Source organism: Microbispora sp. NPDC049125 (genome assembly GCF_040802045.1).
Classification (GTDB): Bacteria; Actinomycetota; Actinomycetes; order Streptosporangiales; family Streptosporangiaceae; genus Microbispora.
The window spans coordinates 223,017-248,326 of record NZ_JBEZDW010000002.1; the positions used below are offsets into that span (position 1 = coordinate 223,017).

Genomic DNA, 25,310 nt, shown 5'->3' on the forward strand with positions numbered 1-25,310 from the left:
CGGCCCCGGCTCCACCCCACCTGCACCGACCGCCCGTCTCGCCCCATCGTTCCGCTCGACCGCCCGGCCGGCGCGGACGCCGACAGGAGGAACCGCATGCCCACCCAGATCTACGTCAACCTGCCCGTGAAGGATCTCGGCACGTCGGAGAAGTTCTTCGGCGGGCTGGGGTTCTCCTTCGATCCGCGCTTCGCGGACGAGAACATGCTCTGCATGGTCGTCGAGGACGGCATCTACGTGATGCTGCTGACCGAGGCCTACTTCGCCACCTTCACCGGCAAGGACATCGCCGACGCCACCAAGACCACGGAGTCGATCATCGCTCTGGGCGTCGAGAGCAGGCAGCGGGTCGACGAGCTGGTCGACAAGGCGCTCCAGGCCGGATGCACTCCCTCCAAGGAACCGCTGGACCTCGGGTTCGTCTACACCCGCGGGTTCCACGACCTCGACGGGCACACGTGGGAGGCGACCTTCCTGGACCCGTCCGCGCTCGCGGGGTAACCGGGCTGAGGAGAGGTTCGCCCACGGCCTCAGGGCGGGCCTGACCGACCGGGTCGCGGGCCTGGTCGCCCACGCCGGATCACGCTGTCTCCGGGGGCGCTTCCGCCGTTTCCCGCGGCTCCCAGCCCGGCTGGGCGAGGGGGATGCGCAGCACGAAGCGCGCGCCGCCGGCGATCCCCTCGTCGACGGACATGCTTCCGTGGTGGGCCTGCGCGATCTCCCGGGCGATGGCGAGGCCAAGCCCCGTGCCGCCGTGGTCGCGGCTGCGCGCCGTGTCCAGCCGGGTGAAACGCAGGAAGACCGTCTCCCGGTCGGTCGCGGCGATCCCCTCGCCGTCGTCGTCGACCGTCAGCTCCGCGCTGTTCGCCGTGCTTCGCACGTGCACCCAGATGTCCCGCTTCGCATGTCGCCGGGCGTTGTCGAGCAGGTTCCCCAGGGCGCGGCGAATGTGGTCGGGCACCGCGTACACGAAGACGCCGGGGTGCAGACATGGCTGGATCCGCGGGGCCTGCGCCGCCCGCGACGCCGGTGAGAGCCTGAGCAGCTCACCCCTGACCAGCTCCGCGAGGTCGATACGGACCAGCGCCTCCGGCGGGTGGGCGCCGAGCCGGGCGAGGAGCAGCAGATCGCTCGCGATGCTCTCCAGCCGGTCCACGTCGCCCAGCGCGCCCGCCAGCACGACCGACATGTCCGACTCGTCGGGGTGGAGCTGTGCCTCCTCGAGCTGGGTACGCAGCCCGGCGATGGGGGTCCACAGCTCGTGGGACGCGTCGGAGGCGAACTGGCGCTGCCGGCTGAGCATCCCTTCCAGGCTCCGTCTGGCCCGATCCAGCCGGCCCATCGTCGTGTTGATGGTGCGGGCGAGCCTGGCGATCTCGTCGTCCCCCGGCGGCTCCGGCACCAGGCTGCTGCGGTCATCCGCGTTGATCAGGGCGAGCTGGGCGCGGATCGCCTCGACGGGGCGCAGGGTCCGGCCGGTCACCCTCCAGGTCGTCCAGGTCGCCAGTGCGATCAGACCGGTGACCTGGATCGCGAAGAAGGCGTCGAACATGCTCGTCGAGACCAGGCCCGGAACCCGGCTCCCGGCGAAGACCGCGGGAGAGCCGCGCGCCGCCCACGCCAGCACCGCCGCCAGCCGTACGCAGCCCACCTGGGGTGTGGAGCAGGTCTGCACGTCCTGGCGCGGCTCCTGCGGGGTCGGCCACTTCGAGGTCAGCGGAGGCAACGTCCTGGCGGCGGCGGACGAGGCGAGGACGCGGTGGTCCGAAGAGACGACCTGGACGAGGTCGGCCCCCGAGACCTGCGGGACGATGAGGCCCTGCGACCGTCCCGTGCGGACGTCGGCCGCGGTGATGTCCGCCTGCCTGCGGGCGTTGCGCCACTCCATCCCGGCCAGCCGCTGGCGGGCCAACGCGGCTGTGAGGATGCCCGCCGGCACCAGCAGGAGCACCGACAGGCAGGCGACGAGCAGGGTCACCCGGCCACGGATCGATCGCGGACGCAGCCGGACGCGTCTCGCTGTTCTTGTCAGCCCGATCAGCACCGCTGCTCGTCGGGGGACGGCATGACGAACTGCTCGTCCTCGGTCTGCGCGGTCCCGCGGCCGGGACCGGTGAACCTGCGGGGAAGCACGGCCCCGCCGGCGATCGCCACCCAGAGCAGAACGCCGCCGAGGACCAGGAGCAACATCTCTCCCTGGCCTACGGCTATGCCGAAGAGGAACATGGCGTGCTCTTCTCTTTCGGGGATCACTCCGGCGCTGTGTCGGGGGCCGGAGGGGCGCCCGAGGTGGACGCTGAGCCCATTGTGTGCCTTGACCTGCGTAAAGCGGCAGGCTACGGACTTCCTGGGACTCGCCACCCTGGGTGCAGCAGGACCACCCTAAGAGGGATGAATCGGCCGTAAGGTGACAAAATGGACAGCAATCGACTACTAGGGGACTTCCTTCGCGCTCGCCGCGAGGCCACGGGTATCGAGGACGTCGGCCTCATCGCGGGGGGGCGTCGCCGCACCCCCGGGCTGCGCCGTGAAGAGGTCGCCATGCTGGCCGGCGTCAGCATCGACTATTACATACGGCTGGAACAAGGACGGGAGCGCCGCCCCTCGGAGCAGGTCCTCAACGCCCTCGCCCGGGTCTTCTCCCTCGACGCCGCGGCGGCCGAGCACATGCACGAGCTCGCGCGTCCCCGGCCGCGGCATCAGCAGCCGGCGCACCGGAGGGAGCAGGTGAGCCCCGCCCTCCTGCGGTTCCTGGACAAGTGGGACCACACCCCGGCGTTCATCCTCGACCGCTACCTGGACATGCTCGCGAGGAACAAGATGGCCGACGTCCTCTACGAAGGCCTGCACCACAACGACAACATCCTCCGCCTCACGTTCCTCAACCCCGACTCGGCCGGGTTCTACCTCGACTGGCAGGAGACGGCGTACTCCAAGGTCGGGCAGTTGCGCGCGTCGGCGGGGACCGACCCGGACGATCCCTACCTGCCCGAGCTCATCGAGGAGCTCTCGCAGAGCGAGGAGTTCCGGCGGATATGGGCCCGCCACGACGTGCTGCCGAGGACAAACGAGATGAAGCGGTTCCGCCACGCCATCGCGGGCGAGATGACCCTTTCGTACGAGTCGCTCACGGTGAACAGCGCCCCCGGCCAGCAGCTCGTCATCTTCCAGGCGGAGCCGGGAAGCGCTTCCGAGCGCGCGATGGCCATGCTGGGGGAGATGGCCGGCTCGCCGCTGACAGGCCCGCCTCGCGTCCTGACGGGCGCTCAGCCGCAGTCCTACTGGTGAGCGTCGCCCTCCTCGGCCTGAATCGTCAGGGGAGGGCGGCGTGAGCTCCATCTCGTGGCCTCGTTCGATCAGGGCGCGCTACACGATGGTGGTGGCCGCGCTGTCCCTGGTCTTCCTGGTCACCGTGGGCGCCTGCCTCGACGTGGTGGTCCGGTACAAGATCCAGGACGAGTCGTACCAGGAGACGGAGCGGATCGCCACCCAGTGGAGCGCGGCCGTGCGCGACGGGAACGTGCCCCGGGTGATCCCCGCACCGGCCCGGGTCGACCTCATCCAGGTCGTCGACCCCCACGGCCACGTGACCAGCGCGAGCAAGGCGGCGTCGCGGTCGTCGCCGCTGACGGACGTACGACCTCCCCCGGACGACCGGTTCCAGGCCGTCAACACCTGCCAGCGGGGCAGCCGCTGCGACATGATCCTTGCGCTGCGCGTCACACCCGACGCCAAGTCGCTCTACGTGTACGCCGGGCTCCGGGAGCCGGCGATCCTCGCCCACCACGTGCTGGAGCTCGGCATCGCCGCCTCGGCCATACTCGTGCTCGGCCTGGTCACCTGGCTCGCCTGGATCATCGTGGGCCGCACCCTGCGCCCGGTGGAGTGCATCCGGGCGCAGCTGTCCGAGATCACCGCCAGCGACCTCAGTCTCCGGGTGCCCCTGCCTCCCGGCGGGGACGAGATCGCCCTGCTCGCGCAGACCGCGAACGAAACCCTCTGCCGGCTGGAGACCGCGGTGCGGCAGCAGCGCCGGTTCGCCTCCGACGCCTCGCATGAGCTGCGGACGCCGATCGCCGGGCTGCGGGCCGGCCTGGAGGAGGCGCTGCTCCATCCGGCGGACGTCGACCCGCGCGAGACGATCCGCTCGGCGCTGTCGACCACCGACAGACTGGAGGCGATCGTCAACGACCTCCTCGTACTGGCCCGGATCCGGGCCGCCGCCCCGGCTCCGCCCGAGCACATCGACCTCGGCGCCCTCGTCAGCGAGATCGCGGCCCACCGGCCCGCCCGGCCGCCGGTCAAGGTCGAGGTCGAGGTCTCGGACGGCATACGGGTGAGGGGGTCGCGGATCCAGCTGGTCAGGCTGGTGGAGAACCTGCTGAACAACGCCCAGCGGCACGCCGAGAGCCGGGTGGACGTCGCCGTGGAGGCGGCGGACGGGCAGGCGCGGCTGAGCGTGACCGACGACGGGAGCGGCATCCCGCCGGAGGAGCGCGAACGCATCTTCGCCCGTTTCATCCGGCTGAGCGACGCGCGGCGCCGTGATCCGGGAGGCAGCGGCCTCGGCCTCGCCATCTCACGGGAGATCGCCGAGGCCCACGGCGGCACGCTGCGCGTGGAGGACTCTGCCCGGGGAGCCCGATTCGTACTCGGGCTCCCGCTGCGCTGACCTCGGCGGGCCGTTTCGAGCCCTCCATGACCGACCCCGGCTCCGGCTCCCGGGGCGGCGGGAGGTGGCGAACAGGCCGTGATCGAGGAAGGCCGCGGCGCGGTGACGGCGGGCCGGGTGAGCGTGGAGGCGGCCGGGGTGAGCGCGAGGGCTTCCACCCCTGCAAATCACCGGCCCGGACATCGACCGGCCGCCTCCAGGCCCGTCCGGCCCGCCAGCCCCCCGAACTTTTCGGGCTTTTCGACTCTCCGGGGGCGGCGGCGTGGACGACAATCGCCCTATGACCCCGTCGCTCACCGGCGCCATCCAGCTTCCCGACGGCACCTGGATCCGCGGTCGCGGGCTGCGCCGTCCCCTGCCCGGCGGTCCGGTGCCCGACTACGCGCTCTACCTCGGCTCGCCCCGGCTGCTTCGCCGCCATGAGGCCACCCTGCGGTGGCCGCACGAATGGGTTCGCTGGCCCGACTTCCTGCTCCCCACGGACCAGGAGGCGGCTGCCCGGTCCATCGCGGCCCTGTACGACGACGCGCGGTCGGGTCGTCGCGTCGAAGTGGCGTGCGGCGGTGGGATCGGCCGTACCGGCACCGTCCTGGCGTGCATGGTCACCCTCACGGGTCTTCCTCCTCGTGAGGCCGTCGCGTGGACGCGCGAGCACTACCACCATCGGGCGGTCGAGACTCCCTGGCAACGCCGGTGGGTGACGTGGTTCTCCACCCGCACCGGTTCCTGATCCACCGGGATCCGGCGGGATTCGCCGGGGGCGAGACGGGCACATCGCCGCAATTGAAAAGCCCGCGATGAAATCGCGGTGCGTCCGGCGATCTGTCGTTTTTAGTGAGGGAAAACCCGCGGTATCCGGCGTACCCGGAGCGCGTTCGATTTCCGCCCCAAAAGAGGCTGAGTGTCACAGTCAGGGGAACGGTTTTCCCTGACCGTGGCATCTGTTTGCCTTGTCCTCAATCGGCGTTCGGGGGCGGCGCCTGCCTGGACGGTATTCTCGGCAGGCGTCGCGATTAGCGCCATCACCCGAATTCGACACATCTGTAAGGGGACGTGATTTGATTCCTCCTCGGAATGAAAAGAGGCTCGACCCGATTGTCCGCGGTCGCTTCACGAAAGGGTTTCTCGCCGTTACGGTCGCCGCGGCCACCCTGTCGGCCACTGTCCCCGCGAGTGCCGTGATAGCGCCGGTCAAGGCCGAGGTCGGCGCGGTGCCCGCGCGCGACGGTGTTCCCATCGTCCCGAGCGCCGGCCGCCCCCACCGGTCGTGCCGCCAGCACCCGCGCTGTCGTCAGGAAGCGCATCACACGCACAAGAAGCGTCCGCCGCATGACCGGCACGGTCGCGGCGACCGGCCCGCGCAGGGCCGGCCCGGCGCCGGCGGACCCGTGAGCGGCGGGACCGGCGGGCCCCACCAGTCCGGCAACCACAGCAACCCGGGGCCGCACGGTTCGTCCGGCTCTTCCGGCCCCTCCAGCTCTTCCGGCCGGCCCGACACCCATTCCTCATCGACCTCCGACACGCCGGACACCATCTCCAAGGAGACGCCGGACACCGCCTCCACGGACACGACGGGGCAGGACATCGTCCGTCCCCTGGTGGACCCCCGGCCGACCCCGACGGTCACCGTCATCGCGACCGCCGTCCCCGTCCCGTCGGTGCCGATTCCCACTGTGCCGCCCAACACGCCGTTGAGCACACCCGATTCGCCCAAGCCCTGCGGGCTGGGCCTCGCGCTGCACCTGTCGCTCTGCCTCGGCGTCGGGGTCGGGGCGGGCCTGGACGTCCTGACCCAGGGCTGCCGGAAGGTGGCCTGCGTGCCCTCGAACGGCACGACGCTCGTCGCCGTTCCTGAGCAGGTCCCCGTGGTCACGGCACCGGCTTCCTGCGCGGTGGTCACCCGCGGCTGCGTAGGGTCGCTCGGAGACGTCCTCGGCGTCACGCTGGTGGGCGCGCTGGGCGTCGGCGTCCGGACCGGCTGCACCGCCTCTTCGGCCCTGGCGGCGTTGGCCGCCGCGGACCGGCGTGCGGCGTGCTCGCCCCCGCTCGTCCTGCTGCCCCTCCTGTGGCCGAGGACGGTGAACGGAAACCAGACCGGCTCCGCGCTCGGTCAGTAACGCGCCAATTCCGCACGACAGGCGAAGGGCCTGGTCGCCATGCCCGGCGACCGGGCCCTCCTCTAGGGTGCGTACGGCCGGACCCGACCTGAACAGGAGCCCGTATGACGCTGCCTTTCGACGCCGTGCTGTGCGACTTCGACGGCGTCATCCGCTTCTACGACCACGCGGAGCTGGCCGGGCTGGAGCGCGCAGCGGGGCTGGCGGAAGGCGCGACCGCCAAGGCCGCCTTCGCGTCCGAGACGGACCTGCCCGCGCTCCTGGGAAAGATCACGACCGAGCAGTGGATGGAATCGATCGCGGTCACCCTGGCCGGCCACGTGCCCGAGGAGCGGGCCCGGGAACTGGCCGCGGCGTTCACCGGCGCGCCGTTCTGGGCCGACGAGGCCGTGCTCGACCTGCTCCGCCTGGCGCAGGCTCACGTGCCCGTCGTGCTCGTGACCAACGCGACCCTCACACTGGAGGACGACCTCGACAGGCTGGGCCTGACGTGGTTCCCCGACGACGTCGTCAGCAGCGCACGCGTCGGGGTCGTGAAGCCCGACCCGAGGATCTTCGAGATCGCCGCCGAACGGGCCGGCGCCCCGGCGCGGCGGTGCCTGTTCGTCGACGACCGCCTGGAGAACGTCGAGGCCGCCGCCGCGTGCGGCATGACAGCAGTCCTGTACGGAGGGGTGGCCGACCTGGAGCGGGCGCTCGCGCCGTTGCCGCGTCACTGAGAGTTGACGCTCCCACGGTGGCGCGGTTTCCTGCTGCGGTGACGAACCTCCGCATCGAACAGGCGAACGACGATGCCATGCTCCAGGACTGGCAGTACGTCCACAACCTGATCATCCCCACTGACGCGTTGTCCCTCGACGAGGTGCGTGAACGCGCCCAGCGCAACAGGCTGGAAGTCGCCTATCTCGGCGACGTTCTCGTGGGCTGCTCGACGGTGCGTCCGCCCACCGGCGGCGCGTCGACCGCCACAGTGATCGCCCGCGTGCTCCCCGATCACCGCAGGCAAGGGCTCGGTGAGAAGCTCTACGAGCGAGGGCTGGCACAGGCGCGAGCGCTCGGCGCCGGCGAGATCGAGACGATCGTCCTGGCGTCCAACGTGGACGGGCTGCGGTTCGCGCAGACGCACGGCTTCGTCGAGGTCGACAGCTATCTGCCTCCGGGTGACAGCGTGCCCTTCATCACGTTGAGACTTCCCTGAGCCGTGCCCTGGCGCGGCAGGGACATGTCCCACGTGGACAGGACCGGTGGCCGCCCGGCCGTGGGGCTCCCGTTACCCGCCGGTGCGCGGAAATGAGAGCATGAGATCACCCTGGCGGCTTAGCGGGGAGGCGATCGGCATGACGTCACAGGACCCTGAGCGGACCCTGGCGGCGATCGACGACGTGATCGCCTGGTACGGCAGCGCCGACGCCATGGTGTGGACCGCGGAGCCGCCCGCGGCCCCCGTGCCCACCCCCGTGCCCACCCCCGTGCCCGCCCACGTGGCGGGCAACTCCGCCGCTCCCAGCAGCGATCGCCCCGTCGGCGAGATGCTGATCCGCGGGGTCTCCGCGTGGGCACGGTCGCCCGCCGTACAGCAGATGATCACCTTCGCGCAGTGCCTTGACGGACGCACCCTGATGGACGCGTACGAACGCGGGGGGTCCGAGCGAGTCGCGGATCCCTGCCACTGCATCTGCGGTGTGCGGCACGCGGACCGGCCGGACATCTGCACCGGAGAGGCCGCGGGCAGCAGGCCCTGCCACAGCGCCAGGATGGGCATCGTCAACGTGGTCATGTGCCGCCCCTGCCTCGACGCCGAGTAGACGCGAGCGGCGGCCGCGCTTGCGTTCCGGAGCGGGGCCGCTGTGACCGGGCCCCCGCCGGGGTGAAGGGACTCATATAGTTAACCGGAGTCATTACTCAGCTTGTAGGGGAGACCGGTGACCGCGTTCTGGCTGGACCGCGACGACACTCGCTACGCCGGCCAGGTCCGGCAGAACGCAGGGGAGTTCGCCGACTCCTTCGGAGACATCGCCCCAGTCCTGTTCGCCTGCGCGGCGTGGCGGGTCGCGACGCTGCCGATCACGTCACCTCCGTACGTCCGCTGGCACCGCCGGATCCTGTCGGCCACCTGCGTCCGCAACACCTGGGACGGGACGCTGAACGCGGAGGTGACGATCGTCGCGCCGCTGCCCCGCGCCCTCACCGACTCCCGTGAATGGTGGCGAGACCGGGGCTGGCAGGGGTGGCAGCAGCTGTTCGGGCAGTTCGTCGAGCCGAGCCCCCGGGACACGGCCAAGCTGCCCTTCCTGCGCGGCAGCCTGCTCGCACAGATTCCCGTGCCGCTCGGGGACCTGCCGCCCGCTCCGTCAGGCCCGGATGACGATCTCGCGCCGACCGCCAGGCGAGCTCTGAGTGTGGTGGTCAGGAAGCTCGACGAAATCATCTCCCCGATCATCGCCCGTCTGGATGCCGAGTCTCCGGATGGCACCGACAGCTGACCGGGGCCCATCCATGGCTCGTCGCTAGCGGGATGAGCGGGATCGTTCGAGCTCGTGCCGGTACGCGTCGAGGACGAGGCCGTGGAAATGATGGAGCGCGTGCTCGGACAACCCCGATCCGTCCGGGTCATAAACGATCTTTCCCTGGGTGAACGCGGGGGTGCGCATGCCGCGCTGGACGCTTTCCACCAGGGCGATGTCCTCCACCTGGAGAACCTCGTCGATGTACCGGATGCCGTCCAGCTCGGCCTCGCTGGGCTCCGCGGTCTCGAAGTAGAAGTCCCAGATCTCGCGAGTCCGTTCCGGGCCGTCGGGGATGATCTGCAACACCATGAAGTTCCCGCGTCCGGGATAGCGCAGCAGGCAGGTGTTTGGCCACAGCCACCAGACCGCGTGCTCGGTGACCGTCGCATCCGACACGTCGTAGGCGGAGTTCTCCGTCTTGCCGGCCTGGGCCATGTGGCTGGAGTAGATCCCGTACGTGGTGACCTTGTAGGTGTTCATGTCGACCAGGGACACGAAGTCCTTGTGGGCCACGTGGCAGTGGTAGCACTCCAGGAAGTTGTCGACGACGTTCTTCCAGTTGGAGGCGATGTCGTAGGTGAGCCGGCGGGCGAGGGTCAGCTTCGCCACGTCCGGTGCCCGCGCCTCGATCTCCGCCTCCAGGTCGCCGGCCTGCTCCGATAGCGGGGCCGCCTCGGGGTCGAGGTTGACGTAGACCATGCCGCCGAACTCGGCGACCTGAATCCGGTCCAGGCACACCGTGGAGGAGTCGAAGCCCGGCATGCCGCCGGTGTTCCTCGCTCGCCTCAACCGGCCGGTCAGGTCGAAATTCCAGGCGTGATAGGGGCACACGATGCTCCGCCGGACGCCGGAACCGGAGAGCAGTTCATGCGCCCGGTGCTTGCACACGTTGTAGAACGCCCGCAGCGTGCCCGCCTCGTCCCGGACGGCGGCGATCGGCATGCCGGCCACCGTGCCTGTCACGTAGCTGCCCGGCTCCCGCAGCTTCTCCACGTGGCACAGCCACTGCCACGTACGAGCGAAGATCGCTCGCTGCTCGACGTCGAACCACTTCGGATCCGTGTAGGCGTCGGCGTGCAACGACATCGACAGTGCCGGGTCGGGGTCGTACCCGGCCGAGATGTGATCGATTGCGGGGATCGAATCCGGTGCCACCGTACCTCCGGAGCGTCATGCCAAGCGCACAGGTGCCCCAGGCTGCGGCTATCCCGTGAGACGACACAGAAATCCCGTGTCGACCGGATTGAGAGTAAGATCCTTTTCGTCGGGATTCAAGGCTCCTGCGCACCCAATCAGCGACCTGGCCCACGGACACGCTGCGGTCGCTCTTCACGCGGAGCCGGTCCTGGCTCGCCGGTCGTGGACTCGTACGGCCGGCTCCATGCTGGCCGGCCGGGTCGCGTCCTCCAATAAGCGCCGCAGCGCACCGACGTACTTTTGGATGGCGTTGACGGCGGTGGCCGGAGCGTCGTCGTCCCAGATCAGGTCGACCATGTCGGCCGTGCTGGTCAGCCGCCCCACCTGGAGCTCGACCGGACACCCGGGTTGATAATCGGCGACCTCACGGGACCTCCACATGGCCTGGAAAAGGGGCTACGGGCTGTTTCAGTTTTTGGTCAGTGCTTATGCAGTACGCGCTCATACGCTTCCGAGGTGAAGGACGAGGCGATGCAACTGACCCGCGTTTGACGTCGGAGCAAACGGGTGGCTGTTGAAGTCCGAGCCACGTCTGCATCGCAAGCTATGCCAGGAGGAAGCATCATGAGTTCCACCGCGGTCAACGTCGTGCTCGTGCACGGCGCTTTCGTCGACGGGTCAGGCTGGCAGGGCGTCTACGACCTGCTCACACGGGACGGGTACCGGGTCAGCGTGGCCCAGAACCCCACGCTGACGCTGGAGGGGGACGCCCAGGCGGTCCGGCAGATCCTGGACCTTCAGGACGGCCCCACCGTGCTGGTCGGACACTCCTACGGCGGCTCGGTCATCAGCGAGGCCGGTACCCACCCGCGGGTCTCGGCGCTCGTCTACGTCACCGCGTTCATGCCCGACAAGGGTGAGTCCGTGCAGACGCTCCTCGCCGACCCGCCGCCGGGCACTCCGGCGCCGCCGATCGTGCCCGTGGGCGACGGGTTCCTGGTTATCGACCGTGACAAGTTCCACGGCGCCTTCGCGGGCGATCTGCCCGAGGGGCTGGCCGCGTTCATGGCCGACTCGCAGGTGCCGTGGGGTGTCGGCGCGGCCGGTGGTCTGGTCACCGAACCCGCCTGGCGCGCCAAGCCCACCTGGTTCCTGGTCGCCACCCACGACCAGACGATCCCGCCGCCGCTGCAGCGGGCGATGGCCGAGCGCGCGGGCGCCACCGTGACGGATGCCGCCGGTAGCCACGCCGTCTACATCTCCCAGCCGCAGGCCGTCGCCGAAGTGATCAAGCAAGCGGCCGCCGCCGGCTGACGCGAACACTCCGCGCCAGGTCCGGTGGAGACCCTCTGAAACCCGAGCGTCCGTCAGGACCGAGCCGCCGCACAACGGTCGCACCGAGCTACGTGCGACCGTTCGCGACGGCGATCACGTGATGACGTCGCTGATCCAGGGGTCCGGCCGTACGTCCAGGAAATCGGGGGCACGGCCGGGACTCCGTCATGGATACCCGGCGGCTGAGTTCGTCAGCGCAGATGGCGTCATGGGCGGCCCTCGTCGCCCGGCAGACGGGTGGTCCCGAAGCGTCTGTCAAGCGCGTCCAGTCGCTCCGGGGACGGTCCACGCCGAGGCGTCCCATCTCGAGGAAGATCTCCTCGTTTCCGGGCGTCGGCTGGCCACCCAGTGGCGCCGTCCTCGAATCGACTTCCAATGGAGATCTCACCCGTGGGGCAGTTTGCCGGCGCCGGTGGTTGCGGGCGCGGCCTCGGCAAGGTGCCCGGCCATTCTGGGCCCGGTGGGTATGGAGACCCAGGGATGGCACTGCGAGTGGAGGTGATCGCGATACAGCGCGAGAACGCCGTGGAGATCGTGCACGACTTCTGGTCGACGGTGTGGAACCCGCCGTACGACCTGGAGGCGATCGACCGGTTCGTCGCGGAGGACTTCGTCCTCACGACGGGCGGCGTGGACGTCGTCTCTCGGGAGGCGTTCAAGGAATGGGTGGCGGGATTCCTGTCAATGGTCACCGACATGCGGCTCGAACCCGTCGAGACGTTCCAGAACGAGGACGGCAGCCGGGTCTGCTCACGATGGGTGCTCACCGGGAGGAACAACGGGGTTCTGGGGACGCCGCCGCAGGGGGAACCGGTCCGCATGACGGGAACGGCCGTCTGGGCCGTCGCCGAGGACGGCACGCTGCGCCACAACTGGGTCGAGCGCAACGCATGGGAGCTGTACCGACAGCTCGCCGGTGGCACCGGCACGCCGCCCCCGGACTGACGGACGCAGCCAAGGGCGGAGACCGTTGCCGTCAGCAGCCCGAGCAGCATACTTACAGGGCTGTTGGTTTCGACCCCGGTCGGCCCGCCGCGGGCCCCGGCGTCCCGGCGACGTCGGCCAGGGCGATCTGCTGCTCCGGCGCTCCGGCCACTCCGATCCCGCTGGCGATCGCGCCGCCGATGCGAATCGGGGCCCCGACGGTCAGGTACACCGACACCAGCCAGCTGATCGAGATTCGGACCAGCGCCCAGATGTAGTCGCTCGGACGAGTGGCGGTACCGCCCACACGGTGCTCGGCGACGCGGACGGTCCCGGCACCGCCCCTATTTCCAGAACCTGCCACCGCCGCCCCTCAGGAGTGTTACCGAGGAGTCCCGCCTCCGTAGCAGGGCATCTTGAGTGGTCAGCTCGACGTGGGGCACTGCTTACCGAGCTTGGACAGCTCACCCGAGAATGCCTTCGCGTGCTTCAGTTCGTCGTTCGCGGTGTCGTTGAGCACTTTGGCCGCCTCGGTGTCGCCGGCCGCTGAGGCTTGGCGGGCGTAATCGGGGTACATCTGCGTACCCTCGTGCGTCTCCCCCTTGATCGTCGCGCACAGATTCGTCCCGGTGTCGCGCACCGCGCCGGCCAAATTCGCATGCTCAGCGAAGTGCTCGGTGCGCTCGACCGCGGCCGTTCGATGGAACAGCTTGGCAAGCCTGGGTTGCCCGGTCTCCCGCGCGTCATCTCCATAGAGGGTGTATTTGGCGTAGGCGAAGGCCTCGCCCTTCATCGCCGTCCGCAGGTTCTCCAGCGTCCGGGAGGAGGAGACCTTTGGCGTGCCGGCATGGATCTCCACCTGCTTGGCCTGCACGTCGGTCGGGATCGTCGCCCGGGACGACCGCTCGGTGATGGCCTTCTCCGCCTGGAGGAACTTCTCGCGGTGATTGGCCTCGTCCTGGCCGACTTCGGAGAAGAGCCTGGCGGCCTCCTGGTCGCCGTCCGCCTCGGCCTGCTCGGCGAACTTCCTGTACATCGTCGTCACCTCGTAGGACTCACCGCCGGTGCTATCACGGAGGTTCGCCGCGTTGTCGCCGACCAGGCCGATCAGCTTCGCCTGTTCGGTGAGGTGTTCACGCAGTTCCGTGTGCGCGGTGCGCCGGTACAGCGCCGCCACATCGGGCAGGTTCTCCCTGTCCGCCTGCTTGGCATAAGCGCGGTACGTCACGTGCGCCAACGCCTCGCCCGGCATCGCGTTCGTGACGTTTGTACGCGTCGACGGATCGACATCGTCCGAATGGGGAACGGACGCCGCCGTCGCGCTCCCGGCCCCTACAGCGAGAAGGGTGACCGCGCCGACAGTCGTAAGACAGGCTCTCCAGCAGATGAAAGCTCGGGTTCCCATACGACCCCCCGGTGTGCGTGCGGTCCCGGTCTGAGTACGCCAACAAAGCGCGTCCTCTGCCCAACCGCCGTAGTCACGACGGAGACGGGTTCCCTGATCGTGGTACCCCAACGCGCCAGTCGAACCTCCCAAAGCACCCTGGGCTGTGCCGTGATTAGGCAAAAGGGGAAACGCCTCCGGCGGGGCCTCGGCTCCGGGATGATCGCCCGCGCGTCAGCCGCGTCCGTAGCTGGCTGAGGTGGAAGCCTGATCATCCCGCCCGCCACGACCTAGGCAAGCCCAGCAGACCGGCTCCTACGGCTCAAGCTCGTCTGTGACCCCTGACGTCCAATTGCCCGAGGAACGGCGACCGGCTGACGTACGTGCGAAGACGGGCTTGCGCTCACGAGCCGGCGGCAGCGTTCAAGCATGGGACGGCATGCGCCGCCGCCGGGCGCGTGCCCGTCCGGAACCAGACCGCGTTCCCAACCTTGTCGCCACAGCTGAGAAGGGATGTCGTCGGCGCCAGGCCACTGCGAAGGGCGGTACTGGAGCCCCCCGCGGCGGGCGTCAGCGGAGGCGGCGCCGGAAGAGCGAGGGGAGCGGCGGGGCGGGCGCGAGCCGTACGCGCGCATCCACCGCGACCGCACCACCGGGCGTCACGATGACGGGGTTGAGGTCGAGCTCGGCGATCTCGGGCAGGTCGTCCATGAGTCGACCGACGCGGATGATCTGGTTCTCCAGCGCATGGACGTCGGCCTCCGGACGTCCCCGGTAGCCGTGCAGGAGCGGCGCGCAGCGGAGCTCTGCGATCATGCGCCCGGCTTCGGCCCGGTCGATGGGCGGTACCCGGAAAGCGCGGTCGGCGAGCAGTTCGGTCGTGACGCCGCCCAAGCCCACCATGATCAGCGGCCCGAACGCCTGGTGTGCCACGCCTCCGAGAATGATTTCGACGCCCTCGGCGGCCATGGCCTGCACGATCGCGCCCTTCATGGTGGAGCCGATGCGAGCGGCCATCTCGCGGTAGGCCTGCCGGACCTGCTCCGGGGTCTGCAGACCGGCCCGGACGCCCCCGACGTCGCTCTTGTGCACCAGGGTGGGGCCGACGGCCTTCAGCACGGCGGGCAGGCCGATGAGCGCGGCCGCCTCGGCTGCGGTCTCGGGTCCGTCGACGCTGACGGATTCGGCGACGTGGATTCCGTACGCCGAGAGCAGAAAGGTGGCGGCCCGCTCGTCGAGCCAGCGCCCGCCGGGGTGGGCGGCGAGGTCCGCCTCGGTGATCCGCCGGGCCGCCGTGAGGTCGATACACGGTAGGCCCTCGGGCGGGGTCACCGGCCTGGCGCGCCATGCGGCGTACTCGGCGGCCCGGGCCAGGGCGTGCACGGCCTGCTCGGGGAAGGCGTAGGCGGGCACTCTGCCGTCGATGAGATCGTCGTGCCCGGCGACGCACGCGACCACTGGCTTGGTCGCGCCTCTGGTGGCGCCCGCGATAGCCTGGCGGGTCGCGTCTATGCCCGAGCCGAACGGCGGGGTGTAGACGATCAGGACGGCGTCGACGCCCTGGTCGGCCAGGACCGTCTCGACGGCGGAGGCGAAGTCGCCCGCATCGCCGTCTGCGGTGAGGTCGACCGGGTTGCCGACGGCCGCGGCCGGGCGGAGCCGGGCGCGAAGCGCCTCCCGGGTGGCAGGGGACAGCTCGGGGACGACCAGGCCGAGCCTTTCGCATGCGTCCGCCGTCATCGCCTGCGGGCCACCGGAGTTGCCGACGATCGCCACCCGCCGGCCGGTCGGCAGGGGCTGGAAGGCGAGCAGTCGTGCGGTGTCGAGCAGGTCTTGGACGGTGTCCTCACGGATGACACCGCAGGCCCGCAGCAGCACGTCCACGGCGACGTCGGGGGTCGCCGCGGCGGCGGTGTGCGATCGGACCGCCCTGTCGCCCGATGCGCTGCGCCCGCTCTTCACCACGATGATCGGCTTGTGGGCGCTGATCCTGCGCGCGATGCGGCCGAACCTGCGCGGGTTGCCGAACGACTCCAGGTACATGCCGATGACCCGGGTGGCCGGGTCGTCCTCCCAGTATTCAAGCAGGTCGTTGCCGCTCACATCGGCCTTGTTCCCGACGGACGCGAAGGAGGAGACACCGAGGCCGAGCCGTCCGGCTCGCTCGATCACGGCAGCGGCGACCGCGCCCGACTGCGACATCAGGCCCAGCGGGCCCGCGGGTGGCCATCCGGGCAGGAATCCGGCGTTCAACGGTACGGCCGTGTTCACGATTCCCAGGCAGTTGGGCCCGACCAGGCGCATTCCCGCCTCGCGGCAGACGCGCAGCAGCTCCCGCTCGGTCTCGCCGCCTCCGGCCTCGGCGAACCCGGCCGTGAGGACGACCAGGGCACGCACTTGATGGCGGGCGCAATCGCGGGCGACTCCGAGTACGGCTGGGGCCGGGGTGGCGATCACGGCCAGCTCCGCGGGCCCGGGCAGCGAGGCGACATCGGGGTAGGCAGGCAGGCCGTACACCTCGGCGGCACGGGGGTTGACGGGATAAATAGGCCCAGGGAAGCCGCTGTCAACCAGGTTGCGCAGCACGCGATGCCCGATTCGGCGGCAATCACGGCTGGCGCCGATGACGGCGACCGAGCCCGGTGCGAACACGTGGGCGAGTGAGCTGCGCTCCGCCTCGTGCGCCCGGGCCTCAATCTCCGCCAGCAGGTGCGCCGTGGGATGCGGGACGACGCGAAGCTCGACGCATCCGTCCTCGTACCGCCGCGTCGCCGGCAGGCCCAGATCCTCGATGACCCGCAGCATCCGCCGATTGTCCGCCAGGACGAAGGCCACGAGCTCGCTCACGCCGTGCTCGGCCGCGTCGAGCACGATGTGCTCCAGCAGTAGCGTGCCCAGGCCGTGGCCGTGCACCTCGTCGTCCAGCAGGATCCCCAGCTCTACCTCCGCTCTGTCCGGACCCGGGATGTACTCCGCCATGCCGACCAGTCGGCCGCCGACCGACGCGACCAGGGCGTGCCCCAGGTAGCCGGGGCCGGTTGCCCGGTCCATGTAGGCGTGGGCCGTCGCGGCGCCGCCGGTGAAGAATCGCAGGTACGCCGAGCGCTCCGAGGTCCTGTCGATCAGCTCGTGCAGGGCTTCCCGGTCGGACGGGCGCAGCGGGCGGATGTGCGCCACCCCGCCGTTACGCAGCAGGACGTCGTACTCGTCGGCAACGGTTCGAGCCATGATTCGAGCGTCCGGCGACGGCGTGGCCGGCACCAGAGTCCTTCTCTCATCACCATGGGGACCTCGGTCCCGGCGTTCGGCACGCGCCACTCACGGCTCACTCTCGGCTCGTCGTTCCGGCAGGGGGAACACGTGGCTTTCGCCGCGCCGGAGCCGTGCGTGGTGCCCATGTACGGCGACGTCCAGCGCGGGCGGACCGTCGTCCGCCCGGGTGATCCGCACCCTGGTGGGATCGGCGTCGATGGAGAGTTCCGCGTCTCGGTAGCGGAGGCACAGCGACAGCGTCGTGAGGTGCCGGGGGAGCACCGGATTCAGGTGCAGGCCGTCAGGCCTGGCCTCCAGATCGAGGTAGCAGCGCTGGACCAGGTCCAGAGTGCCGGCCATCGCGCCCAGGTGGATGCCTTCGGCGGTGGTCCCTCCCTGTACATCGGTGAGGTCGCCGGTGAGCGTCTCGGTGAAGAACTGCCATGATCCCGTCCGGTCCGAGCGGGCGAGCACCCAGGCGTGCACCACGGCGCTCAGCGTCGAGCCGTGACAGGTGCGGGAGAGGTAGTGGCGGACGGTGCGTCGGATCATGCCCGGCGGGGGCGGGTAGCCCAGCCGGTCCAGGATCCGCCTGAGCTCCCGGGCTGTGAGCAGGTAGAACAGCATGAGCACGTCGGCCTGCTTGGACACCTGGTAACGGTTGGGACTGTCGTCCTCGGCCTCCAGCGCCCGGTCCAGCCGTCGGATGTGCCGATAACTGCTCCAGTCCAGCTCCGCCAGGCGCTCGTAGCCGGTGAACTGGCTGATGACCTCGTCGTGGAAGTCCACGCGCATGCGCCGGGCGATCTCCTCCCAGCGCTCGGTCTCCACGTCCGTGAGGCCGAGGCTGCGGCACAGATCCTCCCGGGCGCGCCGCGGCACCAGGTCGAGCGCCTCACGCGTGCGCAACAGCAGCCAGACGGTCATGATGTTGGTGTAGGCGTTGTTGTCCAGGCCGGGGGCCGACGCGCCGGGATAGGCGTCGTGGTACTCGTCCGGCCCCACCACCCCCTGGATCTCGTAACGGCCCGATGCGGGGTTGAGCCGTGCCAGCGAGGCGAAGAAACGGGCGATCTCGACCAGCAGACGAACGCCCGTCCCGGCCAGGAACTCCATGTCCCCCGTGACGGCGTAGTGCTGCCAGGCGTTGTAGGCGATCGCCAGTCCGACGTGGCGCTGGAGATGCGAATGGTCGGGTGTCCAACGGCCCGAACGGGGGTTGAGGTGGAACCGCTGCGTCTCGTCTCGCCCGTCGCTGCCGCTCTGCCAGGGGAACATCGCACCGGACAGGCCCGCGGCGCGGGCGGCGGCGCGGGCCTCCGGCAGGCGCCGCAGACGGTACCGCAGCACCCCGCGGGCGATGTCGGGGAATCGCAGGGTCAGCCAGGGGAGCACGAAGAGCTCGTCCCAGAACACATGCCCGCGGTACGCCTCACCGTGCAGGCCTCGCGCCGGCACGCCCACGTCGAGGTCGGCGGTGTGAGGAGACAGGGTCTGCAGCACGTGGAAGGTGTTCAGGCGGACGTCCCGCTGGATGCGCGCGCCCGTCACCTCCAAGCGGGCTCTTTCCCACAGATCGTGCCAGGCGATCTCGTGCTGCTCCAGCAGCTCGGCGAAGCCCGGCGCGAGCTCGACCCGGCGTAACGCCGCCGAGGACGAGTCGGCGATGGCGAGATCGCGCGATGTGGTGAGCGCGACGATCTTGTTGACTCCGGCCGGACGGCCGCGTTCCAGCCCCAGCGTTCGCGTTTCGGTGATGAGGTCGTCGTGCCGCTCGAGCTCGGGCGGCTCTGTGCCGTCCGAGGAGACGTCGACGCGCGCGGCCAGCACGATCTCGATGCTGGACGAGCGCGTTCGGGCCCGGAGCCATGTCAGGTTTCCGCGGATCCCGGTCGCGTGCCGTGTCAGGTGGTCGCCGCGCAGGTCGCGATACCGGGCAACCCCCCTGTTGATCACGCGTCCGTCGAGGGCGGAGCGCACGCGGAGCGGACCGGACCAGTTCTCGGCGGTGAACGTCGTCTCCAGGGCGGCCAGGTAGGGGTCGGCCATGGAGACCAGGCGGCGCTGCCGGACCGACGTGATGCGCCCCTCGGCGTCCCGGTAGCGGATCAGCCGGTGCAGGACGGCGTGGCGCATGTCCAGCTCCTGGCGGTACCGGAGCAGGTCCGAGACATCTGGGGCGAACCACCCGGAGTCTGGGAGTGCGAAGGTCAAAGGCAGCCAGTTCGGCAGATTGACCATGTCCTCATTGGTCAGCTCCTGGCCGGCGACCTTCGAGGTGAGCCGGTCGTAACATCCTGCGACGTACGTGCCCGGATAGTGGATCCCGTCGGCCACGGCTTCGGGCGCCGCGCCCCGGGTGGCGAAGCGGCCGTTGCCCAGCGTGCACAGCGCTTCTCGCAGGCCCTCTCGGTCAGGATCGAACCCCTCATATACCAGCGACCACGGATCCACTGCCGCTCCCTACGGGCCCGTGCGGCATGTCCACGCGGACGCGCACCGCGCCGTACCTTCGGCGTACCCGGAAGCGTCGCCCGCTTCGGCAATGAGAGTCCCATCTCGCGATTACGGCACCGGTCCGCATGCTTCGACTCCCGGTTGGCGGACGCTGACTTTCAGGCTCGGCGATCTGCAAGCCGGGGGCCGAAGGCGGGCTCCGGGCGCCGCCGCGCCGATCGCGGTCCCGGTCGACTACGCGTTGGACCACGCTCCACCAGCTTGGGCACCAGAGGCTGTCGTCCGCCCGGCGCCGCCGCGCCTGGTCCGGCTCGCGCTGCGGGATACAGCCTCTTCATCCATGGTGACCTGCCCTATAGAGGTATTTCACCTGGCCCTTATCCCGCTCGGCGCCTTGACGTACGTTTCTGCCCCGTGGCCTACCAGATGAGCGCCTGTCAGGCGATCGAGCCGGCATGCGGCACGGAGGTGTTGGGCCCGATGCGGGACCTGAGGCTGCTGCTGCCTACCGGTTCCTCGCACTCCGGCACCCGCGTGAGTACGCCATCCTGTCCGGCTCCGTGATCACGAGCGACGGTGACGGCTTCGACGTGCGGGAGTGGCCCGCACACGTGACCGAGGAACAGGTGCCCCATTCCACCGCGCTGCACTCCCGGCTTGACGGAGCCGCCGGCTATCTCGTGGGGCCGATGGCCCGCTACAGCCTCAACTCGGCGCAGCTCTGCGCCCTTGCCAGACAGGCCGCCGTCGAGGCGGGCCTCGGCCCAGACTGCCGCAATCCCTTCCGCAGCATCGTGGTGCGGGCCGTGGAGATCCTGCACGCCTGCGACGAGGCGCTTCGGATCCTCGTCGGATACACCGAGCCCGACGTGCCCTTCGTGCCGGTCGCGCCCCGGGCGGCCACCGGCCACGGCGCCTCCGAAGCGCCGCGCGGCACGCTTTACCATCGGTACCGCATCGACGCCGACGGCCTGATCTGCGAAGCCGACATCGCGATAGCCCTCGGGCGCGCGCCAGGCCGCCTGCCCGCGGAGCTGGTCGTCCTCGGCATCGAGGGAGGCGATTTCGCCATCGGAGCGCCTATGACACCCCCGGGTCCGAGCCGCAGTCCGCCACACGGCCGACGTCTTGCGGGCAAGGCTCGGACAGGTCGATACCTGAGCCGCCGCGCCCCGTACCCTGTCGGCGCGTTCCCCTCGTCCACGACCGGGGCCGAGTCCGGCATCCCGGTCATGCTGGTTCCTGTGAATGGCGCCCTGGTGCAGGGGAATCTGCGAAACACCGCGAGATCACGCTGCGATCGGCCTGGCTCGATCCGGGGATGCCGGAAGCGCCAGGGTACGTCGGCGCAGCGGGCCTGGATCGCCGTCAGCGCCCGTCCCAGCGCCTGTCGCGGGGACGCGCTGGTATCGATCTCGACCGCGTCGGGCCAGCTGGCCATCGTAGCCGCCGTGGTCGTCGCGCTCGCCTGGTCGGCGTCGGAGATCCCGCCGGTGCGACTTGCCAGGCGGGCGGAGGTACTTGTGGCAAGGCGGTGCAGCGAAAGGAGACGAGGTCGCTGCGGAGCGTCGCCACATGTTCACTGTCGTCATACCCAAGCGCGGCTCGCGGGTCTTCGACTCCGTCGGACGCCGGGCGGGCGTGCGGCTCACATAAGCACTGCCGGGTGCGGGACGTTCGACTCTGGGCGACCAGATGGTCAGGGGTATGAGATGGAGCGAAGGGGGTGATGTGATGCTCATCCGGGAAGTGATGCCGACGCCGGCAGTGACCGTACCGCGGTCATACGCGGACGGCAGATCGATTCATGAGATCACCTGACATGTGGCCCGCCGGATGGGACGGGACTGCACAGGTCGCGAAGGGGTTGTCAGAGGAGGAGGCCGCTCGGAGGCTGACCGAGTACGGCCTCAACACCATTGGGACACGGCCGCCTCCACCACTGTGGCGTCGCCTGTCCGACCAGATGCGGGACCCGTTGATGCTGGTCCTCCTGGCAGCCGCCGCGCTGACCCTCCTGACCGGGGACCACCCCGACACCATCATCATCCTGCTCGTGATCGGGGCGAACACGGCAATCGGCCTGACCCAGGAAGTGCGGGCTGAGCGGGCCATCGCCGCACTCGCGGAACTGAGCGCGCCGGCCGCCCGCGTGATCAGAGACGGCCAGGAGCGCGAGGTCCCCTCGGTGGAATTGGTGCCGGGTGACGTCGTTCTGCTGGGAGAAGGCGACCTCGCGCCCGCGGACGGGAAGGGTGTGGAGGCCGCAGGACTGCTGGTCGACGAGTCCTCACTCACCGGAGAGTCGGTGCCGGTGGACAAGATCGCCGCAGACGGTCCGGAACACAGCACGATGGTCTCCGGCACCGTCGTGGTACGCGGCCGTGGACGTGCGATTATCACCGCCACGGGGGCGGCGAGCACGATCGGGCGTCTCGCGTCGCTCATGGACACCGCTTTCGCCTTGACCCCTCTGCAACGCCGCCTGGCCGGCCTGGGCCGGATTCTTGCCGTTGTCACGGTCGCTCTGTGCGCGGTGGTCCTCGCCCTCGGCCTCCTCCGTGGGCAACCGCTGGAACTCATGATCGTGGCCGCGATCAGTTTGGCCGTCGCAGCCGTCCCCGAGTCACTGCCTGCGGTGGTGACCTTGGGTCTGGCCCTGGGAGCCCGGCGAATGGCCGATCGGCATGCCGTCATCCGGCGCCTGCCGGCGGTTGAGACACTGGGCTCGGTCACGGTGATCGCCACGGACAAGACCGGAACCCTGACCGAGGGCCGGATGGTCGTCGAGAGACTCTGGACAGCACATGGCGAGGCGACCGTCACGGGCATCGGCTACGTGCCTCAAGGCCACATCGTCCGCGCCGGAAGCCCGGTCACCCCCGAAGGAGCTCCGGACCTCGTCGCCCTCCTGCGTGCCGGCGTGCTCTGCAACGACGCGAGGCTGTCGCCGCCGTCGGGAGACGACGGGTCATGGAAGGCGCTGGGCGATCCCACCGAGGCCGCCCTGCTCACGGCCGGCGCGAAGCTCGGCTTGGAACGACCGGCACTGGAGCGCGATCTGCCGCGAATCCATGAGATCCCTTTCGACAGCGGCCGCAAGCGTATGACCACCGTGCACCGCCTGCCAGGGGGAGGGGCGCGTGTGGTGTGCAAGGGAGCGCCCGAGGCGGTGCTCCAGCATCCCGTTCTGGACGAGGACGGGGAACTGCTCGCACAGGCCGTCACCTGGGCCGAAGAAGCGGCAGGCGCGGGGTATCGCGTACTGGCCATCGCGGCGGCCGACCGGCCGGCGCACATCGGGTGTCCGGAGGACTGGGAAAGTGGTCTGGCGCTGCTCGGCCTGGTCGCCATCCTCGACCCTCCGCGCAGTCAGGCCAAGACGACCATCAGAGCCATGCGGGCCGCCGGGATCACACCCCTGGTCATCACCGGCGACCACCCGCGTACGGCTCAGGCGATAGCCGAACGTCTCGACATCACGGCCACGGACCGGCAGATCACCACCGGTGAGCGGATACGGCAGGGCACAGCCGGGCCGCTGACCGACGTACGCGTCTACGCCCGGACCACCCCCGAGCAAAAGCTGGACATCGTCGAGGCGTGGCGCCATACCGGTCACGTGGTGGCGATGACCGGAGACGGAGTCAACGACGGCCCCGCTCTCCGCCGCGCGGACATCGGCGTCGCCATGGGACGGCGCGGCACGGAAGTCGCCCGCCAGGCCGCTGACATGGTCCTGGCCGACGACGACCTGGCCACCCTCGTCTCCGCCGTTGAGGAAGGCCGTCGGATCTACGCCAACATTCGCCGGTTCCTGCTCTATGCCTTGGCCGGTGGAGCGGCCGAGATCCTGGTGATGCTCGCAGGCCCGTTCATGGGGATGGCGCTGCCGCTGCTTCCGGCTCAAATCTTGTGGATAAACCTGCTCACCCACGGCGTGCCCGGCGTGGCGCTCGGCGCCGAACCCAGCGAACCCGACGCGATGCGCCGTCCCCCGCGGTCGCCGAGAGAAGGGGTGCTCGGAGCGGGCCTGTGGCAGCGGGTCGCCTTCATGGCGTCATTCATCGGGCTGATCACTCTGCTGGCCGCGCTGTGGGCACGCCACGCCGGCTATCCCTGGCAGACCCTGATCTTCCTGGTCCTCGGCGCGGCGCAATTCGGTGCCGCGCTGGCGTCACGGGCGCGCCCCGACACCCTGGGGAACCCGTTTCTGCTCTTGGCAGTGGGGGTGGCGGTGCTGCTGCAGGTCGGAGCTGTGTACCTGCCGGCTCTGCAGGACCTGCTGGGCACGCGGCCTCTGCCGCCGAGCTGCCTCCTGGTCGCTTTCGTGCTGTTCGTTCTCAGCTATGTCGTCATGCGGCTGCAAGCGCTATGGGGCCGCAGTCGCACCCTGAACCGCGACACGTGAGGCGGGTGCGGCATGGTTGGGTCACTCCTGCTCCAGCACTTCCGATGCCGGGCGGCGGACGCTGCGGGCCTCATCCAGGGCGAAGCCCAATCTCATGACCATTTGTGGAAACTCGTTCGAGCAAAGACGCTGCCGGAGGAAGTCTCGTAGTTCACGTATCTCCAGCGCCTGAGTGTGGAAGGCGGCGCTGACCCCGTAGGCGGAGGCGTGGAGTAGGACACGCTGGAGTGCCTGGCCTGCGGCCAGCCAGTCGTCGCGGGAATCGCCCGGCGTCGTCAGCACGGCCACCAGACCGGTGGCGGTCGAGTGGTGCTGCTCGTCCTCACTGCCCCATGATTGACCCCGGGCGTAGTCGCGCTGGGCGAAGTGCTGTGGAGCGGTGGGCCTTGGTGTCCCTGGATAACTACGTGCCGGCACACCGTCCTCTCGTGAGCTGCCGGGAGGCATGCTCCAGCGACTCATCTCCAGGTTGAACACACGGTCCTTGGACTCGACGTCCTGGGCTGCGCTGGTGACGGCCGCGAGGATACACGCGGCCGCCTCTGATTGGACCGGCCTCAAGTGTGCTCCCTCCGCACTCGCCTGGGCGACGAGTGCCTTTATCAGAGGCTCGGGTACGGGCAGGTCCATAAACCCGGAGCGATGGGTGCGGCGGCGCTCGATCTCCGCGTGAAGGAGTCTGGTGTGCTCGTCGGGCCTTGTGCCCGCTCGCGGCCGGATCGTGGCCAGCAGTAACGCGCGGTCGGGGTCCGGCAGCAGCCGTACCTCGGGTTCATAGCCGAGCGCACGCAGCGCGATCCGCGTGTTGAAAAGGGCCGCACCACAGCTGATCAGCATCTGGCGGCCTTCCGGGTCGGCGACCCGGAGCTTCCTGTCCTGGTTGGCGCGCAGGCTGATCTCATCGCCCCGCACGGCGAAACACCAGGGCTGGGTGTTGTGCACGGAAGGCGCCCAGACAGCGGCCTCGACCGCCGCGCGAACCGCGTGAGCGATCTCCTTGGATGCGCGCATGTTCATGCCCCTCTCCTCTCCCTACTGAGATGAGGCCGGCCCGTCACGGGGACGGGGTGCGGGTGCCGGACGGGGGCAGGGAACGAGCAGGTCATCGATCAAG

The 25,310-nt window shown here is 69.8% G+C and carries 22 protein-coding genes; 13 read left to right on the forward strand and 9 right to left on the reverse strand.

What is annotated here, in order from left to right:
- Positions 1-96 precede the first annotated feature (96 nt).
- On the forward strand, positions 97-501 hold the full coding sequence (locus AB0B72_RS03445) for a VOC family protein (RefSeq protein WP_367736682.1): 405 nt from the start codon (positions 97-99) through the stop codon (positions 499-501).
- A gap of 79 nt (positions 502-580) precedes the next feature.
- On the opposite strand, the gene AB0B72_RS03450 is transcribed toward AB0B72_RS03445, so the two are convergent.
- Positions 581-1,978, reverse strand: coding sequence for a sensor histidine kinase (locus tag AB0B72_RS03450; protein ID WP_367736683.1), 1,398 nt, complete (start codon positions 1,976-1,978; stop codon positions 581-583).
- 59 nt (positions 1,979-2,037) lie between these two features.
- Positions 2,038-2,253, reverse strand: coding sequence for a hypothetical protein (locus tag AB0B72_RS03455; RefSeq protein WP_367736684.1), 216 nt, complete (start codon positions 2,251-2,253; stop codon positions 2,038-2,040).
- 162 nt (positions 2,254-2,415) lie between these two features.
- On the opposite strand from AB0B72_RS03455, the gene AB0B72_RS03460 reads away from it, so the two are divergent.
- The 8 genes from AB0B72_RS03460 (at position 2,416) to AB0B72_RS03495 (ending at position 9,272) form a co-directional block, all read left to right on the forward strand.
- Positions 2,416-3,288 carry a helix-turn-helix transcriptional regulator gene (locus AB0B72_RS03460; RefSeq protein WP_367736685.1) on the forward strand — a complete coding sequence of 291 codons (873 nt, stop codon included), beginning with the start codon at positions 2,416-2,418 and terminating at the stop codon, positions 3,286-3,288.
- Positions 3,289-3,328: 40 nt separating this feature from the next.
- Complete coding sequence (locus tag AB0B72_RS03465) at positions 3,329-4,672, forward strand: sensor histidine kinase (protein ID WP_367736686.1); 1,344 nt, start codon at positions 3,329-3,331, stop codon at positions 4,670-4,672.
- Positions 4,673-4,952: 280 nt separating this feature from the next.
- Complete coding sequence (locus tag AB0B72_RS03470) at positions 4,953-5,402, forward strand: protein-tyrosine phosphatase family protein (RefSeq protein WP_367736687.1); 450 nt, start codon at positions 4,953-4,955, stop codon at positions 5,400-5,402.
- Positions 5,403-6,060: 658 nt separating this feature from the next.
- Entirely contained in the window at positions 6,061-6,789 is a 729-nt protein-coding gene (locus AB0B72_RS03475) for a hypothetical protein (protein WP_367736688.1), read from the forward strand.
- Positions 6,790-6,893: 104 nt separating this feature from the next.
- The gene (locus AB0B72_RS03480; RefSeq protein WP_367736689.1) at positions 6,894-7,508 is read left to right on the forward strand and encodes an HAD-IA family hydrolase; all 615 of its coding nucleotides are present in this window, start codon (positions 6,894-6,896) and stop codon (positions 7,506-7,508) included.
- A gap of 38 nt (positions 7,509-7,546) precedes the next feature.
- On the forward strand, positions 7,547-7,987 hold the full coding sequence (locus AB0B72_RS03485; protein ID WP_367736690.1) for an N-acetyltransferase family protein: 441 nt from the start codon (positions 7,547-7,549) through the stop codon (positions 7,985-7,987).
- A gap of 139 nt (positions 7,988-8,126) precedes the next feature.
- Complete coding sequence (locus tag AB0B72_RS03490; protein WP_367736691.1) at positions 8,127-8,594, forward strand: hypothetical protein; 468 nt, start codon at positions 8,127-8,129, stop codon at positions 8,592-8,594.
- A gap of 117 nt (positions 8,595-8,711) precedes the next feature.
- The gene (locus AB0B72_RS03495; RefSeq protein WP_367736692.1) at positions 8,712-9,272 is read left to right on the forward strand and encodes a hypothetical protein; all 561 of its coding nucleotides are present in this window, start codon (positions 8,712-8,714) and stop codon (positions 9,270-9,272) included.
- A gap of 24 nt (positions 9,273-9,296) precedes the next feature.
- Here AB0B72_RS03495 and AB0B72_RS03500 read toward each other — a convergent pair whose 3' ends face one another.
- Both AB0B72_RS03500 and AB0B72_RS03505 read right to left on the reverse strand, forming a co-directional pair.
- Positions 9,297-10,451, reverse strand: coding sequence for an SRPBCC family protein (locus AB0B72_RS03500; protein WP_367736693.1), 1,155 nt, complete (start codon positions 10,449-10,451; stop codon positions 9,297-9,299).
- 174 nt (positions 10,452-10,625) lie between these two features.
- Positions 10,626-10,874: a hypothetical protein gene (locus AB0B72_RS03505; protein ID WP_367736694.1), complete on the reverse strand. Its 249-nt coding sequence runs from the start codon at positions 10,872-10,874 to the stop codon at positions 10,626-10,628.
- Positions 10,875-11,057: 183 nt separating this feature from the next.
- On the opposite strand from AB0B72_RS03505, the gene AB0B72_RS03510 reads away from it, so the two are divergent.
- Together AB0B72_RS03510 and AB0B72_RS03515 are read left to right on the forward strand one after the other, a co-directional pair.
- The gene (locus AB0B72_RS03510; protein ID WP_367736695.1) at positions 11,058-11,747 is read left to right on the forward strand and encodes an alpha/beta fold hydrolase; all 690 of its coding nucleotides are present in this window, start codon (positions 11,058-11,060) and stop codon (positions 11,745-11,747) included.
- Between the two features lie 501 nt (positions 11,748-12,248).
- A complete protein-coding gene (locus AB0B72_RS03515) occupies positions 12,249-12,713 on the forward strand; it encodes an ester cyclase (RefSeq protein ID WP_367736696.1) in 465 nt (154 codons plus the stop codon).
- 52 nt (positions 12,714-12,765) lie between these two features.
- On the opposite strand, the gene AB0B72_RS03520 is transcribed toward AB0B72_RS03515, so the two are convergent.
- The 4 genes from AB0B72_RS03520 to AB0B72_RS03535 form a co-directional block, all read right to left on the reverse strand.
- Positions 12,766-13,056 (reverse strand): hypothetical protein, encoded by a 291-nt coding sequence (locus AB0B72_RS03520; protein ID WP_367736697.1) that lies wholly within the window; start codon positions 13,054-13,056, stop codon positions 12,766-12,768.
- Between the two features lie 60 nt (positions 13,057-13,116).
- Positions 13,117-14,097 (reverse strand): ferritin family protein, encoded by a 981-nt coding sequence (locus AB0B72_RS03525; RefSeq protein WP_367736698.1) that lies wholly within the window; start codon positions 14,095-14,097, stop codon positions 13,117-13,119.
- Positions 14,098-14,646: 549 nt separating this feature from the next.
- The gene (locus tag AB0B72_RS03530; RefSeq protein WP_367736699.1) at positions 14,647-17,304 is read right to left on the reverse strand and encodes a GNAT family N-acetyltransferase; all 2,658 of its coding nucleotides are present in this window, start codon (positions 17,302-17,304) and stop codon (positions 14,647-14,649) included.
- Between the two features lie 90 nt (positions 17,305-17,394).
- On the reverse strand, positions 17,395-19,782 hold the full coding sequence (locus AB0B72_RS03535) for a glycoside hydrolase family 65 protein (protein WP_367736700.1): 2,388 nt from the start codon (positions 19,780-19,782) through the stop codon (positions 17,395-17,397).
- 563 nt (positions 19,783-20,345) lie between these two features.
- Between AB0B72_RS03535 and AB0B72_RS03540 the strand changes: the two genes are divergently transcribed.
- Both AB0B72_RS03540 and AB0B72_RS03545 read left to right on the forward strand, forming a co-directional pair.
- A complete protein-coding gene (locus tag AB0B72_RS03540) occupies positions 20,346-21,515 on the forward strand; it encodes a hypothetical protein (RefSeq protein WP_367736701.1) in 1,170 nt (389 codons plus the stop codon).
- A gap of 92 nt (positions 21,516-21,607) precedes the next feature.
- Positions 21,608-24,196: a cation-translocating P-type ATPase gene (locus AB0B72_RS03545; RefSeq protein WP_367736844.1), complete on the forward strand. Its 2,589-nt coding sequence runs from the start codon at positions 21,608-21,610 to the stop codon at positions 24,194-24,196.
- Between the two features lie 21 nt (positions 24,197-24,217).
- On the opposite strand, the gene AB0B72_RS03550 is transcribed toward AB0B72_RS03545, so the two are convergent.
- Complete coding sequence (locus AB0B72_RS03550; RefSeq protein WP_367736702.1) at positions 24,218-25,213, reverse strand: nitroreductase family protein; 996 nt, start codon at positions 25,211-25,213, stop codon at positions 24,218-24,220.
- Between the last annotated feature and the right edge of the window lie 97 nt (positions 25,214-25,310).

Coding starts and splice junctions, on each gene's coding strand:
- AB0B72_RS03460 (WP_367736685.1), top strand. CDS start 2,416: ATGGACAGCAATCGACTACTAGGGGACTTCCTTCGCGCTCGCCGCGAG.
- AB0B72_RS03525 (WP_367736698.1), bottom strand. CDS start 14,097: ATGGGAACCCGAGCTTTCATCTGCTGGAGAGCCTGTCTTACGACTGTC.
- AB0B72_RS03490 (WP_367736691.1), top strand. CDS start 8,127: ATGACGTCACAGGACCCTGAGCGGACCCTGGCGGCGATCGACGACGTG.
- AB0B72_RS03470 (WP_367736687.1), top strand. CDS start 4,953: ATGACCCCGTCGCTCACCGGCGCCATCCAGCTTCCCGACGGCACCTGG.
- AB0B72_RS03530 (WP_367736699.1), bottom strand. CDS start 17,304: ATGGCTCGAACCGTTGCCGACGAGTACGACGTCCTGCTGCGTAACGGC.
- AB0B72_RS03545 (WP_367736844.1), top strand. CDS start 21,608: ATGTGGCCCGCCGGATGGGACGGGACTGCACAGGTCGCGAAGGGGTTG.
- AB0B72_RS03515 (WP_367736696.1), top strand. CDS start 12,249: ATGGCACTGCGAGTGGAGGTGATCGCGATACAGCGCGAGAACGCCGTG.
- AB0B72_RS03550 (WP_367736702.1), bottom strand. CDS start 25,213: ATGAACATGCGCGCATCCAAGGAGATCGCTCACGCGGTTCGCGCGGCG.
- AB0B72_RS03480 (WP_367736689.1), top strand. CDS start 6,894: ATGACGCTGCCTTTCGACGCCGTGCTGTGCGACTTCGACGGCGTCATC.
- AB0B72_RS03505 (WP_367736694.1), bottom strand. CDS start 10,874: ATGTGGAGGTCCCGTGAGGTCGCCGATTATCAACCCGGGTGTCCGGTC.
- AB0B72_RS03445 (WP_367736682.1), top strand. CDS start 97: ATGCCCACCCAGATCTACGTCAACCTGCCCGTGAAGGATCTCGGCACG.
- AB0B72_RS03510 (WP_367736695.1), top strand. CDS start 11,058: ATGAGTTCCACCGCGGTCAACGTCGTGCTCGTGCACGGCGCTTTCGTC.